16 protein-coding genes are annotated in these 17,399 nt (G+C 42.4%); 5 read left to right on the top strand and 11 right to left on the bottom strand.

Annotated elements, in window-relative coordinates:
* Positions 1 to 42 precede the first annotated feature (42 nt).
* The 3 genes from DIU38_RS33050 to DIU38_RS33040 are packed head-to-tail and all read right to left on the bottom strand — an operon-like array spanning position 43 to position 586.
* On the bottom strand, positions 43 to 195 hold the full coding sequence (locus tag DIU38_RS33050) for a hypothetical protein (RefSeq protein WP_167516176.1): 153 nt from the start codon (positions 193 to 195) through the stop codon (positions 43 to 45).
* 35 nt (positions 196 to 230) lie between these two features.
* A complete protein-coding gene (locus tag DIU38_RS33045) occupies positions 231 to 374 on the bottom strand; it encodes a hypothetical protein (protein ID WP_167516175.1) in 144 nt (47 codons plus the stop codon).
* Positions 375 to 424: 50 nt separating this feature from the next.
* A complete protein-coding gene (locus DIU38_RS33040; protein ID WP_167516174.1) occupies positions 425 to 586 on the bottom strand; it encodes a hypothetical protein in 162 nt (53 codons plus the stop codon).
* Between the two features lie 568 nt (positions 587 to 1,154).
* Here DIU38_RS33040 and DIU38_RS13985 point away from each other — a divergent pair.
* On the top strand, positions 1,155 to 2,585 hold the full coding sequence (locus DIU38_RS13985) for a tetratricopeptide repeat protein (protein ID WP_112657932.1): 1,431 nt from the start codon (positions 1,155 to 1,157) through the stop codon (positions 2,583 to 2,585).
* Positions 2,586 to 2,608: 23 nt separating this feature from the next.
* On the opposite strand, the gene DIU38_RS13980 is transcribed toward DIU38_RS13985, so the two are convergent.
* The 3 genes from DIU38_RS13980 to DIU38_RS13970 all read right to left on the bottom strand — a co-directional run bounded on the left by DIU38_RS13980 (position 2,609) and on the right by DIU38_RS13970 (position 5,948).
* Positions 2,609 to 2,908 (bottom strand): hypothetical protein, encoded by a 300-nt coding sequence (locus DIU38_RS13980; protein ID WP_129571954.1) that lies wholly within the window; start codon positions 2,906 to 2,908, stop codon positions 2,609 to 2,611.
* 220 nt (positions 2,909 to 3,128) lie between these two features.
* Positions 3,129 to 3,497, bottom strand: coding sequence for a helix-turn-helix domain-containing protein (locus DIU38_RS13975; protein ID WP_091175464.1), 369 nt, complete (start codon positions 3,495 to 3,497; stop codon positions 3,129 to 3,131).
* 165 nt (positions 3,498 to 3,662) lie between these two features.
* A complete protein-coding gene (locus DIU38_RS13970; protein WP_112657936.1) occupies positions 3,663 to 5,948 on the bottom strand; it encodes an ATP-dependent helicase in 2,286 nt (761 codons plus the stop codon).
* Positions 5,949 to 6,304: 356 nt separating this feature from the next.
* Between DIU38_RS13970 and DIU38_RS13965 the strand changes: the two genes are divergently transcribed.
* The gene (locus DIU38_RS13965) at positions 6,305 to 6,865 is read left to right on the top strand and encodes an NADAR family protein (protein ID WP_112657938.1); all 561 of its coding nucleotides are present in this window, start codon (positions 6,305 to 6,307) and stop codon (positions 6,863 to 6,865) included.
* A gap of 46 nt (positions 6,866 to 6,911) precedes the next feature.
* Here DIU38_RS13965 and DIU38_RS13960 read toward each other — a convergent pair whose 3' ends face one another.
* The 3 genes from DIU38_RS13960 to DIU38_RS13950 form a co-directional block, all read right to left on the bottom strand.
* Entirely contained in the window at positions 6,912 to 7,469 is a 558-nt protein-coding gene (locus DIU38_RS13960; RefSeq protein ID WP_112657940.1) for a hypothetical protein, read from the bottom strand.
* A gap of 25 nt (positions 7,470 to 7,494) precedes the next feature.
* Positions 7,495 to 7,854 (bottom strand): response regulator, encoded by a 360-nt coding sequence (locus DIU38_RS13955; protein ID WP_167516173.1) that lies wholly within the window; start codon positions 7,852 to 7,854, stop codon positions 7,495 to 7,497.
* Between the two features lie 367 nt (positions 7,855 to 8,221).
* Positions 8,222 to 10,186 carry a M1 family metallopeptidase gene (locus tag DIU38_RS13950; protein WP_112657942.1) on the bottom strand — a complete coding sequence of 655 codons (1,965 nt, stop codon included), beginning with the start codon at positions 10,184 to 10,186 and terminating at the stop codon, positions 8,222 to 8,224.
* Between the two features lie 268 nt (positions 10,187 to 10,454).
* Between DIU38_RS13950 and DIU38_RS13945 the strand changes: the two genes are divergently transcribed.
* Together DIU38_RS13945 and DIU38_RS13940 are read left to right on the top strand one after the other, a co-directional pair.
* Complete coding sequence (locus DIU38_RS13945; protein ID WP_112657944.1) at positions 10,455 to 12,476, top strand: thioredoxin domain-containing protein; 2,022 nt, start codon at positions 10,455 to 10,457, stop codon at positions 12,474 to 12,476.
* A gap of 12 nt (positions 12,477 to 12,488) precedes the next feature.
* Positions 12,489 to 12,992, top strand: a complete 504-nt coding sequence (locus DIU38_RS13940) for an FKBP-type peptidyl-prolyl cis-trans isomerase (protein WP_112657946.1) — start codon at positions 12,489 to 12,491, stop codon at positions 12,990 to 12,992.
* A 135-nt stretch (positions 12,993 to 13,127) separates the two neighbouring features.
* Here DIU38_RS13940 and DIU38_RS13935 read toward each other — a convergent pair whose 3' ends face one another.
* Complete coding sequence (locus DIU38_RS13935; protein WP_146750322.1) at positions 13,128 to 13,847, bottom strand: toxin-antitoxin system YwqK family antitoxin; 720 nt, start codon at positions 13,845 to 13,847, stop codon at positions 13,128 to 13,130.
* 68 nt (positions 13,848 to 13,915) lie between these two features.
* Entirely contained in the window at positions 13,916 to 16,696 is a 2,781-nt protein-coding gene (locus tag DIU38_RS13930; RefSeq protein WP_112657950.1) for a TonB-dependent receptor, read from the bottom strand.
* Between the two features lie 128 nt (positions 16,697 to 16,824).
* Between DIU38_RS13930 and DIU38_RS13925 the strand changes: the two genes are divergently transcribed.
* Positions 16,825 to 17,391 (top strand): acyl-CoA thioesterase, encoded by a 567-nt coding sequence (locus DIU38_RS13925; RefSeq protein ID WP_112657952.1) that lies wholly within the window; start codon positions 16,825 to 16,827, stop codon positions 17,389 to 17,391.
* Positions 17,392 to 17,399: the final 8 nt, after the last annotated feature.

The raw sequence follows: 17,399 nt of genomic DNA, 5'->3' as shown, positions 1-17,399 counted from the left end.
ATTTTTTGTTTATTAAATCTCTCGTTCGTTATTGTTTGTTTTTTAGTCGGCGCTGCCTAAGTCTCTTTTAAAACCGGTTGTCAGCGAGTTTACTGGTGCAATCACCATTTTGGTTTTGTTTTCATTTTTGTTTGTAGCTGATGATAATGCACCTGCGCTAAGGGCTACTGTTGCTATGAGGATGAATTTTTTCATGTTGTTTTATGTTTTATTGATCTTGAATGGATAAATCAGTCAGCACTTCCCAGGTCTCTTTTGTAACCGGTTGCGAATAAGTGAAGGTTAGCAAACTCAGCTTTTGGTCTTTCCTTTTTGCAGGATGAAATGGCCCCGGTGAACAGAATTGCTAAAGCGATGGTGATTATCTTTTTCATGATCGTGTTATATTATCGATGTGGAACTTCCTGTATGATTTAATTGAATTTCAGTCGGCGCTTCCCAGGTCGCGTTTAAAACCTGCCGGCGTTTTGTTGAAATTGACAGCTGTTGGCTGTACGTCTTTTTTTGCCGATGATGACAAAACTGATGACGATGAGAGCACTCCGGCGCCTATGGTAAAGAGTACAAAAAACACTGTTTTTTTCATATTGATTAATTATTGTATTTAATATTCTATTTTTTAAATTAATACGATATATAATATTTATTAAAATCCGTCAAGCTTATATAAAGCTTATCACAAATATTCTAAAAGTCTGATTTTACTCTCTGTTTTTTAAAAACTCTGTTTTTCTAAAATTTTAAATAAGATTCTCTGTTTCGTATTTTTATACTGTTAATTATGGCGTTAAATTACTAATTTTAAATGTAATATCATCTGGATTAATTACCGGTATGGTATACAATTTATTGCACGATTTTCACATTATTTCATTTATTTGATATACAAACTATAATTATATTGTTAATCTCAGGATATATGTTGCAATATTATTTGTAATTGCCTGTAATTTATTTGAAGTGATATTGAATAGGGTGTTTTTGTATTTAATATATTGTTTTTCAGATATTTAACAATGCAAATATAGATATGTTTTTAATAGGAGTAAAAAACATATGAAAATAATTTTCAACAATGTTTTTTATTCTTAACATTAAATATAATTCAGCATTATTTTATAACTTTCACCCCAACAGAACGTAAAAGTGTTTCAATGAAAAAAATCGGCACATTTATATTATTCTTTTTATTATCGCTGTCGGTATACGCGAATGATATAATTGATGTTGCTGCGAAAGATACTAATGAGGTAATAAGCCTGAACACCAGCGCTTATTCAAATAGGCTTACAAATCCGGAGCAAACCGTTGAAGATGCCACCAGGGCGCTGAAGCTATCTGTCAAACTCAATTATATTAATGGTATTGCAGAAGCTTACCGTGTTATAGGTATTGGTAAATACTACCTTGATCAGCCTGAAAAGGCTATTGAAAACTATCTGAACTCCCTTTCATATTTTACCCGCAACAATAACCTGAGGGGCGAAGCCAAGGTTTATAATAATATCGGGATCCTGTTCCGTGACCACGACTACGAACGCTCCCTTACCTATCTTAACCGATCGCTGGAGATAGCACAAAAAATAAATGATACCAAATTGGTAGGCTCATTGTATTTAAATATAGGTAACGTTTACACGCGAAAAAATAACCTGTATATGGCGCTTAAGTTTTATGATAAAAGCTTTCCCATATTTCAAAAACTGAGGGACTCGGTAAACCTGATCCAATGTTTGCAAAACCGTGGTGTTATTTATTTTAAACTTAAGGATTACGATAAGGCCCTGGGTTTACTGCTGGAGGCTAATGCCGGCGCAAAAGCACGTGACCTGAACGAGTCGGTAGCCAGCGTTGACCTTACGCTGGCAGCGCTTTACATGACAAAAGGCGATTTTAAAAATGCGGAAAAGATGGTGCAGGAGGGGACTGCTTACACCCAGTTAGTAAAGGACCCTAAGCTTGACTACGATTATAAATACACTACTTACGAACTGGAATATAACAAAAAGAATTTCGCCCGCGCGGTAAATTTATTACGGGAAATATATACCCAGGATAGTGTTACCTATAAAACCAACGTATCGGCTCAAATGAACCTGGTTGAAGCCAAACGCCGGCAGGAAGAGCAACTGAAAGAAAACGAAAGAATTGCAGAGCGGCAGGCTTACGACCGGTCGAAATTTTGGGCAGTAACGGTAGTTGCCGGTTTGATGCTTGTAGTAATTGGTTTGCTGATCAGCAATGTAAAACGTAAAGCCAAAACCAATGCACAGCTTACATTGCTAAACGGTGAGGTATCCCGGCAAAAAGATAACCTTGATAGGATCAATCATCATCTTGAAGAGATCATTGATGAACGTACCAAGGATCTGCAGTTAAAAAATAAAAAGCTTTCTGAGCATTCGTCATACCTGTCGCATCAAATAAGGGGGCCTATAGCTACGTTACGCGGTTTGATCAACCTTGAAAAAGAAGGCTTGGTTGACCAGGCCGAATGTTTGGATATGATGGATAAATGCGTATCCGAAATTGATGAAAAGATCATCGAAATGAGCGACATGCTACATAACCCTCCAAGAGTTTAGCTGCGTCCGGTTCTCCTCCAGGTTTAACTAAAGTGTACAGGCAGGCTGGAGTGGATCTGTGCTTCTATAAGCCCAAGGTAAATACAATACCACGATATCATTTGCAAAACCAGCAGCTGTCTGTGTTTATTATAGCCCTGTGTTTCAAAAGCCAATGTTGTCTCATCGCCGGCAGTTACAAAAAACCTTACTTCGCCTTGGCTTGGTTTAAAACGTGCCCGCAGCAAATCAAACGCCTTAACTTTTAGCTTACTTTTAGGATCATGGATGATACCGTCGCTCGAGGTTTCGTTTTTTGATATGGAAATAAGATAATTTGACATACAGTTTGCTTTAGTAACCTGCATGCCACAATTATTACTCCAAAATGGCTATAAAACGCTCATTACGGATAAATTAGCTAATACATTGGGAAGCTTTTTTATTCAAATTTCCTTTTGCTAAATATTGTTAACTACTATGCAATGTAGTAAGTAGGGCAGGACACTGATGCGACGCAAACAATGTACACTATCGGTAAATTGTAATGTTTACTGCACACCTTTAGATAGCTACACCGGCCTTATTACGCAGCTCTTCATAAAGTAATATTACCTTACGCTGTAAATTGGCGATTTCTGATTCGCGATCTATCAGTTTTTTTTGTGCAAGACTTAAACTCGACGGTTTCATATCAGTTTCTTCAGCATCGAGGGCCAGTATGTTCACAACGTTTACATCAAAAATATTGGCAATTTGTTCAAGACGCGACAGGTTTATATCAGTTACTCCAGTTTCAATTTTTGAAAACGCAGGAATAGAGATGCCCAAACGGTTAGCCACATCTTCCTGGCTCCATCCATGCTGATGGCGTAATACCCGGATGTTTTTACCAACGGATTTGTTTGTTTGCTTTTTAATAGTATCGCTCATATCAATTAATATTAATTAGGGAAAGGGGATACTTATGCAATCCAAATGGTATGCCATCATTAAATTACCTTTAAATTAGTGTTATTAAGGCGATTTAATGATGGACTGTGGCGGGGGGTGGGGAATCATTTCCTCAAAGTAGGGATTTTAACTCTTGGTTTATGTTTACTGAACTATGTAAAGTTTCGCAAATTTTAATAGCAACTGCTTTTGGCCAATTTCCTTAAAGAAGATTGTGGCTTTTATATCGGGCTTATTACCCTCAAGAGCGAGTACTTTGCCAAAGCCAAAACGTTCGTGTTCAACCTCCATACCCACTTGTAAACCGGATGTATCAGAAGGTTTGAAATTGGCCGAAGGTACATGCGCCTTGGCCAGTATCGAAGTGGTTTTTACCGGTGCTGCAGCTGCCGGTTTTGGTCGCGAAAATGTGTCGGGCTGCTTATCTCTGCTCCATGCTTTACGCTCATCATCAAAAAATGGATTATTGCCCGAAGCAGGTTTTGCGGTGTAGTCGAGCTCGAGATATTTTGCATCAATTTCGTCCAAAAAGCGGCTTGGCTCGCAATTAATCAGTGTTCCAAACTTAAAACGCGAGGTGGCGTAACTGATATGGAGCTTGCTTTCGGCACGGGTAACGGCTACATAAAACAGGCGGCGCTCTTCTTCAAGGTCGCTGCGTGAGTTAAGCGACATCTGCGAAGGAAAGAGGTTTTCTTCCAGTCCTACAACATAAACCTGCGGAAACTCAAGCCCTTTTGACGAGTGGATGGTCATGAGCGATACCGTATCGGCATCTTTGTTTTTGTCATTATCATCGTTAGTTAACAATGCCACATCCTGCATGAAAACATCGAGGCCTTTTTCTTCAATATCCTCCCGCTCTGAAAACTCCTTGATCCCGTTTAAAAGCTCCTGGATATTTTCGTAACGGTTAAGCCCCTCTACCGATTTATCTTCATAAAGGTCCTTTAATAAGCCCGAATGCTGCGCGATATATAAAGCCGACTCATAGGCAGACTTGGTTTTGGTCAGCACCTGGAAGCTTTGGATCATGGTAGCAAAAGTGGATACTGCCCCCGATATTTTACCCTCGAGGTATTTGCCCGGCTCAACAATAACTTCCCAGGGCGTTATACCATGCTGATCGGCAGCTACAATGATCTTATCAACCGAGGTATCGCCAATGCCACGTTTAGGGTAATTGATAACGCGCTTTAAAGCTTCTTCATCATTAGGGTTAAAGGTGAGCCTGAAATAAGCTATCAGGTCCTTAATTTCCTTACGCTGATAAAACGACAGACCACCATATATTTTATATGGGATGCCCAGTTTGCGTAAAGCCTCCTCCATAGAACGCGACTGTGCATTGGTGCGGTAAAGGATAGCAAAAGCCGACCATTTAAGCCCGTTTGAGCTCCGGTCTTGCATAATGGCTTCGGCTACTATTTTACCTTCCTCGTTATCACTGAAGGCCCGCATCACCTTGATCTTATCGCCCGATTCTTTTTCGGAGAATACGTTCTTCTTAAGCTGGTCTTTATTATTGCGGATGATGCTGTTGGCCACATTCACAATGTTTTGAGTTGAACGATAGTTTTGCTCCAGCTTAAACACCTTCAGGTCCGGGTAATCCTTCTCAAAGTTTAAGATGTTTTGAATGTTGGCACCGCGGAAAGCATAGATACTTTGAGCGTCATCACCTACTACGCACAGGTTTTCGTTAACAGCGGCAAGCTTTTTAACAATCAGGTACTGCGAAAAGTTGGTATCCTGATACTCATCAACCATAAGGTATTTAAACTTGTGCTGGTATTTGTTGAGCACATCGGGGTGCAGTTTCAGGAGCTCGTTGGTTTTGTACAGCAGATCGTCAAAATCCATGGCACCGGCGCGGTAGCAGCGGGTGGCATACATCTCATAGATCTTACCCATTTGCCCGCGGCCGCTCGAAAAGTCGTCGGCCTGGATCTGCTCGTTCTTGTTATATTCCTGCCACGAGATCAGGTTATTTTTTGATGCCGAGATGCGGTTAAGTACAAAGTTTACATTGTACAGCTTATCATCAAGGTTCATCTCTTTTAAAATGGCCCTTAAAACGCTCTTGCTATCGTCGGTATCGTAAATGGTAAAGTTGCTTGGATAACCGATTTTTTCGGCCTCAACCCTCAAAATCTTGGCAAACACCGAGTGGAAGGTTCCCATCCATATATTTTTAGCTTCGGTACCAACAACGTGGGTAATACGCTCGCGCATTTCTCGGGCGGCCTTGTTGGTAAAGGTTAACACCAGTATGTTAAATGAATCAACACCCTTGCGTATCAAATGCGCCACGCGATAGGTAATAACCCGTGTTTTGCCCGATCCTGCACCGGCAATAATCATCACCGGCCCCTCGGTTTGTTCAACCGCTGCCCTTTGTTCGGGGTTTAATCCCTGTAAGTAATCCAAAATCTTTTCCTCTTTGCTATGAGCCAGCGAAATTAAGGTTTTGGGGCGAAAGGGGGAAAAATTTCGGATATCGAATTTGAGATTTCGGAATTGGATTTTTTGTTGGGATTACGCAGATTGATTTTTGTTTCTGGGGTTACACCGATTGTTTTTTGATTCCACCGATTTTGACTATTGACGAAGATGATTGCGTTGATTTTTTTAAAGACGGGTTTTAGATTTGGGATTTCTTTTTTTTTTTTACATCATTTTACCCTTGCGCTCATCTGTGATGAGTGCTTAACATGGTTTCGCGATTGTATCGCATGGTGGACGGTCTTTAATACCGTTAAACAAAATTTTTATAGCTTTAACACATGCTACAGCACTATGATAAACAATGGCTCAGTCAGGAGTTTGAACAAGAGAAACCGGTTAAATATCTTTTCTTTTGGGGACACACGCCAAAAGCCGGTGAACAGGTAGGGAAATTTTGTTTTAGCCAATGGTACGAGTTGCCTTTTGAAGTTGACGGAATAACTTACCGCACAGCAGAGCATTGGATGATGGCCAAAAAAGCTTGGTTATTCAATGATTTTGAAATACACGAGCGAATCATCAACGCTGTTAAGGCGGGAGAAGCCAAAGATCTTGGTCGGGAGGTGAAGAATTTTGATGACCAATTATGGAAGACCGAACGGTTTGAGATAGTTAAACAGGGTAACATTCACAAATTTAGCCAGAACCAACGTTTTGCCGATTATCTCGTAGCGACAGGCGACCGCGTTTTAGTAGAAGCCAGTCCGCGGGATACTATTTGGGGTATTGGTTTGGGAGGTGAGAATCCTAAAGCGCAACATCCGGATACATGGAGAGGATTGAATTTATTAGGATTTGCGTTGATGGAGGTGAGAGATGTTTTGAAAGTTCATAAGTAACTATTTTACAAGTTTGGTATTGGTATATGAACGAATCAGTTCGATTTCATTTATCATAGGCGTTGCATTTATTAAAACTGATGTTTTTATAACCAAATTTGACAGTGCAGTTGCCTGTTGTATCGTTATCCATTTTTGAATCGACCATTTTGATAAATATTGGGATTGTACCATATTGATAAAGTTCATATCGAATTGCAGCGCGACCTGCAAATCCCTGGTCTATTACGTGTTTTACTTTATATCCTTTTATCTCCCATTCCTGATCAACAGTAATTTGGCCTGCCCCCAATATAAATGGAACGGTAAGAAGTATAGCCAGAACAAGCGTTAAGGCAGAAAGCTTGATTGTCAATGCACCTGATTTGTTTTTTTCTTTTATAATTATCGCATAGATTGATGACAGTAAAGTCCAAATTAATATCGGATAAATGAATTCATTGAGATAACGATAGCCTGTTAGTGCAGGCAGTAAAAATATTAATGAAGTAAAGAGAATGAAGATTATTTCTTTTTTACTAACAATCCTTTTTTGTATCCAGCCAAGCAATGGGAAGCTGCAACAGAAAATAAAGGTGTCGGAGTGCTCAATAAGCCAATCCATTTATATTAAGATTTGCTTAGCTTTTCTAATTCAAAAACCTGTTAATGGTTTTTACCAGCTTATTTATATCAAAAGGCTTGGGTACAAAGGCATCATATCCAAAATTAACCAGGGCAATTGCCTGTTCATGGTAGGCCGAAATCAGGATCACCGGGATGTGCCGGGTATCTTCGTTGCCTTTAATAAGCTGGCAAATGCGGCCGCCGTTGAGGCCGGGCAGCATATAGTCGGTTAATACAAGATCAGGGTTGTACGCTTTTACAGCACCAATAATATCATCAGTACGGTCAAGACCGGTAACCTCAAAATCATGAAAAGTGAGTACTGTTTCAAGTACCCGTAAAATTTCGGCGTCATCTTCAATTATGAGTATATTTCTTGCCATAGGTAACATGCTAATAGTAATTTGCTATTAACTTTTAATATTAAAAATAAACAAAATGTTTTATAATTAAAAATATTTCCAGTGTTTAATTGAAATTGATATGGGGCTGTATTAATAGGTATATTGCTTATTAATAGGTAGATATAATGTTTTTTTAAGGGTATTTTATGGTTTTGTAAAAGTTGTATAATTTTATACTGGCCGCGATAAAAACAACTCACTGTAAGCAAACAGAAGCGTCAAAAAAAGCGATGAGCCCAAACGCCCATCGCTTTTTGAAGTTCCCTCTAATCTCTAATCTCTAATCTCTAATCTCTAATCTCTTCACAAAAATCCGAAATCGAAAATCCAAATTCCGAAATCAAAACTACTCTCCCCTGTAAACGTTGTTTTTAAGGTCAACGTCAGGTAGTTGACGGTCAGGGTCTATTTCCATGCTTTTGATAGCGGATGTTGAGGGGTATTTAAATTTCCAAACCCCATCGCGCTGCCAGATGTTTACCGGCAGGTGAATAGTTTCGGTTTTGCCGTTGGCCTGAACAATTTTAAGATCAACAGGCATAGCCATTTTTTCGTTATTGTTAAGTGTGATCAGCGCACCTTCGGCCGGGTTACCTTTGATATAGCTTACCGAAGTAATGGCCTGGTCAAGCTTCCAGGTGGTGAAGAACCATGATTTCCAAAACCAGTTCAAATCCTCGCCTGTGGCATCATTCATGGCCCTGAAAAGATCGTACGGAAGCGGGTGCTTAAACGCCCAGTTTTTAACATATTCGCGGAAAGCATAATCAAAGCGCTCGGGGCCAAGCACTACGTTGCGCAATATATCCAAACCTAACGCGGTTTTGGTATAATACTGACCGTAATCATTGAGCCCTATGGCTTCAGGAGCGGTCATGAGCGGGTCTTTGCTGTTGCGGTAGCCGGCCAGTACATTTTGCGCCGAGCCACTTTTCTCAACATATTCGCCTTTATTAAAATGTTCGGTAGCGTACTCATTAATAAAGGTGTTAAAACCTTCGTCCTGCCACATGTATTTGCGCTCATTTGAGCCAACTATCATCGGGAACCAGTTATGGCCTATCTCGTGGGTAACATCACCCCAAAGCTGTCCTTTTTTCAGGTTGCTGAGGCAGAAGATAGCGCCCGGATATTCCATGCCTAATGCCACTCCCGATACGTTAACTGCCGAATTCCATGGATATTCAAAATATAGGTTTGAATAGATCTCCATGCTATTTTTCAGGTATTCGGTTGAGCGGCCCCAGCCGTCATTGCCAGAACTTTCAACCGGGTAGGCCGACATGGCAATACCCTTGCGGCCCGACGGGAAATTAACCCTTGCCGCGTCCCAGATAAAAGCGTCAGAAGCACCCCAGGCGATATCGCGGGTATTCTGCATTTTAAAGTGCCAGGTAAGCGTACCTTTAAACGGGCGGGTTGAGCCTTTGCCAACTTCACCTGCACTAATAATAGTTACCGTTTTATCGCTGTTGCGGGCTTCTGCCAGCCTTTTTTGTTGTGCCGGGGTAAGTACTTCTTCCGGATTTTGCAAATCGCCCGAGCCAACTACTATTTTGTTGGCAGGAGCAGTGATATAATAATCAAAATCGCCGTATTCGCAATAAAACTCGCCCAGTCCCATGTAGGGCAGGGTGTTCCAGCCTTCTACATCGTCATAAACGCACATGCGTGGGTACCATTGGGCAATTTCGTAAACATAGCCCTGTTTAAATTTTTTGCGGCCCATACGGTCGGCGCCATAAAATGGGATTGCAAAATCATAATTAACCTTGATCTCTATTTTTTCGCCTTTGCCATCCATTGGGGCATTAAGGCGTAATTGCATCCGTGCATCGGTAATGATAGGATCAACCTTGTAGGTTTCGCCTTTATAGGTAATCTCAACAGAAGCGATATGATAACCACCGCGACTAAATCCACGAACGTCAAACCTGTCGCCGGTGTATGGCGTTACCGCCGCTCCGCGCGAATCCGGTTTAAACAGATTTTGATCCAGTTGCAGCCACAGATAATCCAACTTATCAGGGCTGTTGTTGGTATAGTTAATGGTTACTTCGCCGGTTATGGTAGTATCCTTACCTTCATTAAGGGAAGCTTTGATCTGGTAATCAGCGCGGTTTTGCCAATAATTTGGTGAGGGCTTGCCTGCAGCCGAGCGTGTACCGCCACTGGTAACGGGCCATGTAATTGGGCCAAAAAGGTCCTGGTGATTGTATTTTGTGGTGTCGGTAGTTTGGGCCGATGCCGGTCGCGTTAACGGCATTAGCGCTACGGCGCATAATAAATAATTCAGTTTTAAACAGTTCATCTTAAATTTTTGATAACAAGGGGGCAAATAAAGGGAAATAATTTGTGAGTTTGATAATTTTTAGATGTCGAAAGGGTTGGATAAGTGATTTTTAACCTCACCTAAATTCTCTCCAAAGGAGAGGACTTTGAAATCAGTGGTGAAGTATCAAAGTTTTTACACCCTCTCCTTTGGAGAGGGCAGGGTGAGGTTAAAACTTTTCTAAATAAATTCCATTTAACCTACAGGTGCAATTATATCTGCATTTTTGCAGCAAACACACAGCTATATGAATCGCCTGGCTAATTCCACATCGCCCTATTTATTACAACATGCCAATAACCCGGTAAACTGGTACCCCTGGGGCAAAGAAGCCCTTGATAAAGCCAAAGTCGAAAATAAGCTTATCCTGGTAAGCATCGGCTACTCGGCCTGCCACTGGTGCCATGTTATGGAGCACGAAAGCTTTGAAGATGAAGCCGTAGCTGCCGTAATGAACGAATATTTTGTTTGTATTAAGGTAGATAGGGAAGAACGCCCCGATGTTGACCAGATTTATATGAGCGCTGTACAGCTCATGAGTGGCCGTGGTGGCTGGCCGCTTAATTGTATTTGCCTGCCCGATCAAAGGCCTATTTACGGTGGTACCTATTTCCGTAAAAACGATTGGACATCGCTGCTCTTTAACCTGGCCGATTTCTACAAGCAGAAACCCGAAGAGGCCGAAGACTATGCCGTTCGCCTTACCGAGGGCATTCAAAAATATGAGTCGATAGAATTTGTAGTGGCACAGGCCGAGCATACAAAAGATGATCTGCAAGCCATCGTAAACAATTGGAAACGATATTTTGATAAGCAGGAGGGGGGGACCGGTAACGCGCCCAAATTCCCGATGCCAAATAACTGGCAGGCTTTAATGCGCTATGGCTATTTAATGAAAGATGATGAAGTAGCGGGGCAAGTGAAACTTACTTTGCATAAAATGGCTTTCGGGGGGATTTATGATCATGTCGGCGGTGGATTTGCACGCTATTCGGTTGATGGTCGCTGGCATGTACCACATTTTGAAAAAATGCTGTATGATAATGCCCAGCTCATTAGCCTGTATGCCGAAGCTTACACCTGGCATCCGGATGAATTGTACAAACAGGTAGTTGATGAAATCATTACTTTCAGCACCCGTGAGCTGATGTCGCCTGAGTATGGCTTTTATTCGGCGCTTGACGCGGATAGTGAAGGAAAGGAAGGCAAGTTCTATATTTTTACCAAGGATGAGATTGAAGAGATTTTAGGCGATGAAGCCGGTTTGTTCTGTATCTACTATAATATTACTGAGGATGGCAACTGGGAAGAGGAGGAATCGAACGTATTGTTCCGAAAGGACAGCGATGAAGACCTGGCTGCGAAATTAGGGTTGCCTGCTCATGAATTGCTTGCTAAAATAGCGGCATCCCGTCAAAAAGTTTTTGAAGCCCGCGGTGTACGCGTACGCCCGGGATTGGATAACAAGATCCTGGCATCCTGGAATGGCCTTATGCTGAAAGGCCTGAGCGATGCTTACCGCACGTTTAATAAGCTGGAGTACCTTGAGCTTGCACTGAACAATGCCGGGTTTATTTTAAATAACCTGCTTGGCCAAAATGGCAGGCTCTCACGGGTTTACAGCGCCACATCGTCACCGGATAAGCCTGTAGCATTTTTAGATGATTATGCCAATATCATTGATGGGCTCATTGCCTTATATGAGGTTACCTTTAATGAGCGATGGTTGCAGCAGGCCAAAAGTCTTGCCGATACAGCTATAGCCCACTATTATGATGAAGCGAAGGGTATTTTCTTTTTCACTGCCGATGATGATGAGCAACTGATCGCCCGCAAATCTGAAATTATGGATGGGGTGATCCCTGCCTCCAATTCGGTTATGGCACGGGTGCTTAAAAAGTTAGGCTTGCTTTTTGATAACGAAAGTTACATTGAGGTTTCGGCACAGTTATTACGCAATGTAATGCCGCAGCTGGCAAAATATGGTTCGGCCTATTCAAACTGGACGATGCTTTTGCTGGATGAGGTGTTTGGAATAAACGAAATTGCGATAACAGGAGCCGGAGCGGAAACTTTCAGAAAGGAAATGGAAAATAATTACATCCCCAATAAAATTATGTTGGGCGGTAATACAGGAAGTTTACCTTTGCTGCAGGATAAGTTTGGTGCATCAACGCAAATTTTCATTTGTAAAGATAAAACCTGCGGATTACCTGCTCATAACCCGGCCGATGCCATAAAAGAGGTTGAAGCCAGATTTTACAACTAAAAACAATTTACAATGAAGATTGCACCTCAGCACGTAGTATCATTAACCTACGATTTGTACGTAGACCGCGAAAACACAGGTACCGAAACTTTGGTAGAAAGTACCACCCAGGAACAACCGTTAACCTTTTTATTTGGTGCAGGCCAGATGCTGCCTAAATTTGAAGATAACCTGAGCACACTTTCAACCGGTGATACTTACGAGTTTCGCTTATCTCCCGAAGATGCTTACGGCGTATATGATGAAGAAGCAGTAGCCAACCTGCCAAAAGAAATGTTTCAGGGCACTGAAATCCCTGAAATTGGCAGCATTTTGCCTTTACAGGATAACCAGGGCCACCGTTTCCAGGCTATGGTAGTTTCAATTGCCGAAGATGCCGTTATTGTTGATCTTAACCACCCGATGGCCGGTCAGGAATTGCACTTTAAAGGCAATATCCTTAACGTACGCCCTGCAACTCCCGAAGAATTATCACACGGCCACGCACACGGCCCGGATGGTCATCACGCTCACTAAGCCCCACCCACCCCTCCCTAAAGGGAGAGGCTTTAAATAAAAAGGTTCATTTTGGATGATGCAAAATGAACCTTTTTTATTTTGTTGCTATTAAAGTTTCTCCTTCCGGCGGAGATTTAGAGGGAGCTTGCTTGCTTAATAGAACTCCAGCCCCCCGTCGTTTCTGAATGCACATTTGATCAGCACCCGGCAGCTTACACCTTCGCCGTTTACGGTAGCCGGTACAAAGATCTTATCGGCAGGGTCGGGTACGTCAATGCTCATATTGAATGTTTTCTTGAACGAGCCGCTGTATACATGTACCTTGAATGAAGCAAGCCTCCCCAACGGACTAATAAGCAACTCTACCGCACCAAACGATACGTTAGGATTAAGGTTCATTAACTCGGGCGGAAGTTTAAAGAGGTTCAGATAGGGGAGGTAGCCAAAAAATCTGCCGCCTACTTTAAGTGGTTTGGTTGTTTTAGCTGTATCATTAAGTTTTACATCAACAAAATACTGCAGGTTTGACGTGCTGTCTTCAGGGGCCTCATAGGTGATCTGGTTGGTCCTGTAGTCGAAATTTTGTACCAGGTGCCCGCGGTTGTCAAAAAAATGCCATACGCCGGTTCGCTTATCATTATCGTAATAACCACTGGCCAGGGCATAGTTTTTTTGATACAGGGCCTGGTATAGCCCCTGCCTTATGCCTCTGTTCGTTTTAAGCACATTAAACCGCTCAACTACCGAATCGGTGAGGCGGCGTTTTACTATAACGGTTTTCGGGGCAGCTTTTGCGGCGGCAGCATCCTTGGTTTGTGCAAAGGTGCTGCCGATATATAATATCGATATAAAGGTTAAAATAAGTTTTCTCAATGCAGGGATATAGATTGTTGTAAATATATAACAGCGCTTAACGTTTTTCAAAAAAAGCAGGATACAAATTATCCCCTGCCACCACGACGACCGCCGCCAAAGCCACCAAAGCCCTTACCGCCGCCGTTACGCCCGCCCTGCGGACGGCTGCCGGTAAATTTTTGAAGCCGGATGGTAAAACTGAGCATAAAATACCTGCCCAGTCGGTTGGTGCGTGTATCAATGATTTGGTTACCTACTGCTGTACGGGTTATGCCTTTGTTCTCGTCAAAAATATCAAAAGCCTGGAACCGGAGCGAGGCTATATGCTTGTTTAAAAACTGGTATTCCAGATAGCTGCTCAGCAGGGTAGGGTTCGCTTTTACGGTACTGCTGAAACCATGATTGATGGTTTGAGTTAAGCTGTAACCGAGCACCCAACTGTAAAAAAAGTAATTACGGCCGTCGAGCCCTAATGTCCAGGTTTGGGCATCGGTATTTAATGAGGATGGCAGGCTGTAACGGGTAGTATTAATGCTGTAATTAGCGCTGATCTCGCTATCCATAATGCTGTCAAGGTCAACCCTAAGCTTAACACCCTGGTTAAGCACCCAGTTTTTACCCTCATTGCGCTGATTTTCAATATATGAAATGTTGTTGTTGTAGCTTGCGCCGCCGTTTAAGGATACGGTGTACTTGCGTTCGGCGAATGGTTTTGAAAAGGAATAGTTGCCGTTTACATTATAAAAACCGTTGGTGTTAATATAGCGGGTTGCCTGTATGGTATTGTTGCCTTTTGTGCTTTGGGTGCTATCGGTAACAGGGGCCGAATTGGTAACTATTTTATCCTGGGTTTCGGCAAATGATAAACTGGCGAACAATGAATTGCCGCTGGCAATATCAAACTGGTTATAACGCACATTAAAGCTGTTGGTAAATTCAGGTTTCAGGTCAGGGTTGCCATAAACCCTGTTTTGAGGGTTTGAATAATCGGGCTGAAGCTGCAGCTGACTAAATGAAGGCTGTGCATTGGAGCCGCTATAATTAAACGAGAAGGAATGGTTTTTTGAAAAGTTATAGATAAACCTTGCCGTAGGGATAATATTAAAGGTAGATGTGGAGGTATGAAAATTGTGCGATTCCCCGTCAAGTTTTGAAGGCTGAACAGCCAGGCCCAGCGTATAATTATATTTAGGTTGTATCCCGCGAAGGTTTAACCCGATGCGGTTGGTGATGAACTGGTAGTTATACAACGTACTCAATGAATCAACGTAGGTTTGATTGCCTGTTGCAGGATCAACCCGGTAGTTGTAGCGGTTATTATCGGTGTTTGAATAATTATAACTGTAATTACTTTCCAGGTAAGTTGTTTTGCCAACAGGTTCGATATATGAAAAATGCAGGCTTACCCTTTGCGATTGATTATCAGAGTTGATCTGCTGAAACAATGGCGTTACCACGGTATCCTGCCGGGTGGTGTATTTATCGTTCAGTTCCTGGTCGTTTTTAGAATAGCTTACATTGGCATTGACGCTGAAATTTCGTCCTTTTTTGTGGAACCTGTGGTTATAAAGCACGTTAAGGCTGCCTGTTTGTGATGAGTTATTGGTGAGGGCCAGCTCATTACCTGTAACTAAACTTTGGTTACGGGTATTGCTGAAGGTATCGGTACTCATGTTTTCGGCGGTGGCATATGAAAAGCCCGGGTTTATTTTGATATAGTTAGATGTATCTATTTTGTACTCGATATTGAAATCAAAACGGTGGTTGATACCATGGTTATGGTTAGTGCTGTTGTCCATATTGATGATATTGCCCGATTGATAAAGATTTTGCTGCAGGGTTGTGCTGTTGATATCCCTGTCTTTATCGGCAAAGCTATAACTGCCATATACCGTAACTTTTTTGCCCCAGTCATCGCGGTAATTGGTACCTATGGAGCGGTTGGTAGTAATACCATTGGCGGTACTCACCCCGCCTGCGCTGCTGCCACCTCCACGCCCAGCCCGACCGCCACCGCCACCGCTGCTGCCAAGGTTGAAACTATTGGTGTTATTGTTATTCCATGTGCCGATAACCGCCAGCTGCCTTGCATCATAAAATGAATTGGCCGAAAGACGGGCCTGGTACCGGTCGTCATTACCAACGCCAACGCTGCCCTGGCCAAAATTACCTTTGCTTTTTCCCTTTTGTATGGTGATGTTCAGGATCTTGTCCGGGTCGCCGGTTTTGATGCCGGTAAGGTTGGCCTGGTCGCCGTAATCGTCAATCACCTGTATGTTTTCCACAATATCGGCAGGCAGGTTCTGGGTGGCGGTTTGCACATCGCCGGTAAAATAATCCTTACCATTAACCCGCACCTTAGTAACCTGTTTGCCATGCGCGGTTACATTGCCATCTTTATCAACGCTTACGCCGGGCAGCTTTTTGAGCAGGTCTTCCACCGGCGATCCTTCCCGTACTTTATAGGCGCTGGCCTTATATTCTACGGTATCCTCCTTAATCGTGATAGGGATCACTGCCGAAACAACTACTGTGTTCAGCATATTGGTTTGCACCTTTACTTTGATGGGGTCGAGGTTAATGGGTTTGGTATCATTGTCCATTACGTAACGGCGGGTAAAGGGCTGGTAACCGATACCGCTGATGGTGAGTTTAAAGTTTTTGGAGGCAACGGCTGGGAAATAAAATGCCCCGGCAGTGCTGGTTGCTACCACTGCGCTGTCTTTATCGGATATCAGTTTTACGGTAATTCCGGGTACGGCGCCCACGCTGTCAACTACCGTACCGCGCACTTCGCGGGCTTGCTGGGCATAGGCAGTTGATAAAAAAAGAATACCGATAAACGCGAGCAGTAAGTGTTTTTTCATAGTTTAGGGTCAATTTAGGTTATTGACCATTAAAGTTTAACGAAGGTTTAACGATTTAACCCTATGTAATACTAATGTTGCATATATTGTATTTTAGTGCTTAACCTTATACTATATTATCATATATTATGAATCCCTTACCCGATACAGACGGCTATAAAAGCGTGGCATTTTCGCAGGCCACCATTACCGAACTGATGATCCCTTCATATTCTAATTTTGGCGGAAAGATCCATGGAGGGATCTTGCTTTCGCTTATGGACAAAGTAGCATACGTATGCGCGGCCAAGCATGCCGGTAATTATTGTGTAACAGCATCTATCGACACTGTGGATTTTTTGCAGCCCGTGGAAGTAGGGGAACTGGTATCGCTCATGGCATCGGTAAACTATGTAGGCAATACTTCGCTGGTGGTAGGGATCCGGGTAATATCTGAAAATATCAAAAACCATTCGGTAAAACATACTAACACCAGCTATTTTACTATGGTAGCTAAAGATGATTTTAACAAGCCAGCCAAAGTGCCTGGCCTGGTTTTGGAAAACCGGGAGCAGGTAAGGCGTTTTATTGAAGCCCGCCGCCGTAAAGAGATTAAGCAGAGTTATATGAAAGAGGTTGAACAAATTCAAATGCCTGATAATTACGAGAATTGTATTGAACTGCTGCAGGGCGAGCGGTGCATTGTTGCCGGATAACTATTGCC

This window comes from Mucilaginibacter metallidurans, assembly GCF_003286435.2.
GTDB classification, from domain to species: domain Bacteria; phylum Bacteroidota; class Bacteroidia; order Sphingobacteriales; family Sphingobacteriaceae; genus Mucilaginibacter; species Mucilaginibacter gossypii.
The sequence above is the reverse complement of the archived record's forward strand: the minus strand, read 5'-3'. Positions and strand labels throughout refer to the sequence as shown.

What these genes read in the sequence shown, in the direction of transcription:
- DIU38_RS13930 (WP_112657950.1), bottom strand. Translation starts at nt 16,696, where the DNA reads ATGAAAAAACACTTACTGCTCGCGTTTATCGGTATTCTTTTTTTATCA.
- DIU38_RS33040 (WP_167516174.1), bottom strand. Translation starts at nt 586, where the DNA reads ATGAAAAAAACAGTGTTTTTTGTACTCTTTACCATAGGCGCCGGAGTG.
- DIU38_RS13955 (WP_167516173.1), bottom strand. Translation starts at nt 7,854, where the DNA reads ATGGCAAGAAATATACTCATAATTGAAGATGACGCCGAAATTTTACGG.
- DIU38_RS13985 (WP_112657932.1), top strand. Translation starts at nt 1,155, where the DNA reads ATGAAAAAAATCGGCACATTTATATTATTCTTTTTATTATCGCTGTCG.
- DIU38_RS13975 (WP_091175464.1), bottom strand. Translation starts at nt 3,497, where the DNA reads ATGAGCGATACTATTAAAAAGCAAACAAACAAATCCGTTGGTAAAAAC.
- DIU38_RS13950 (WP_112657942.1), bottom strand. Translation starts at nt 10,186, where the DNA reads ATGAACTGTTTAAAACTGAATTATTTATTATGCGCCGTAGCGCTAATG.
- DIU38_RS33045 (WP_167516175.1), bottom strand. Translation starts at nt 374, where the DNA reads ATGAAAAAGATAATCACCATCGCTTTAGCAATTCTGTTCACCGGGGCC.
- DIU38_RS13980 (WP_129571954.1), bottom strand. Translation starts at nt 2,908, where the DNA reads ATGTCAAATTATCTTATTTCCATATCAAAAAACGAAACCTCGAGCGAC.
- DIU38_RS13965 (WP_112657938.1), top strand. Translation starts at nt 6,305, where the DNA reads ATGCTACAGCACTATGATAAACAATGGCTCAGTCAGGAGTTTGAACAA.
- DIU38_RS13940 (WP_112657946.1), top strand. Translation starts at nt 12,489, where the DNA reads ATGAAGATTGCACCTCAGCACGTAGTATCATTAACCTACGATTTGTAC.
- DIU38_RS13925 (WP_112657952.1), top strand. Translation starts at nt 16,825, where the DNA reads ATGAATCCCTTACCCGATACAGACGGCTATAAAAGCGTGGCATTTTCG.
- DIU38_RS13960 (WP_112657940.1), bottom strand. Translation starts at nt 7,469, where the DNA reads ATGGATTGGCTTATTGAGCACTCCGACACCTTTATTTTCTGTTGCAGC.
- DIU38_RS33050 (WP_167516176.1), bottom strand. Translation starts at nt 195, where the DNA reads ATGAAAAAATTCATCCTCATAGCAACAGTAGCCCTTAGCGCAGGTGCA.
- DIU38_RS13945 (WP_112657944.1), top strand. Translation starts at nt 10,455, where the DNA reads ATGAATCGCCTGGCTAATTCCACATCGCCCTATTTATTACAACATGCC.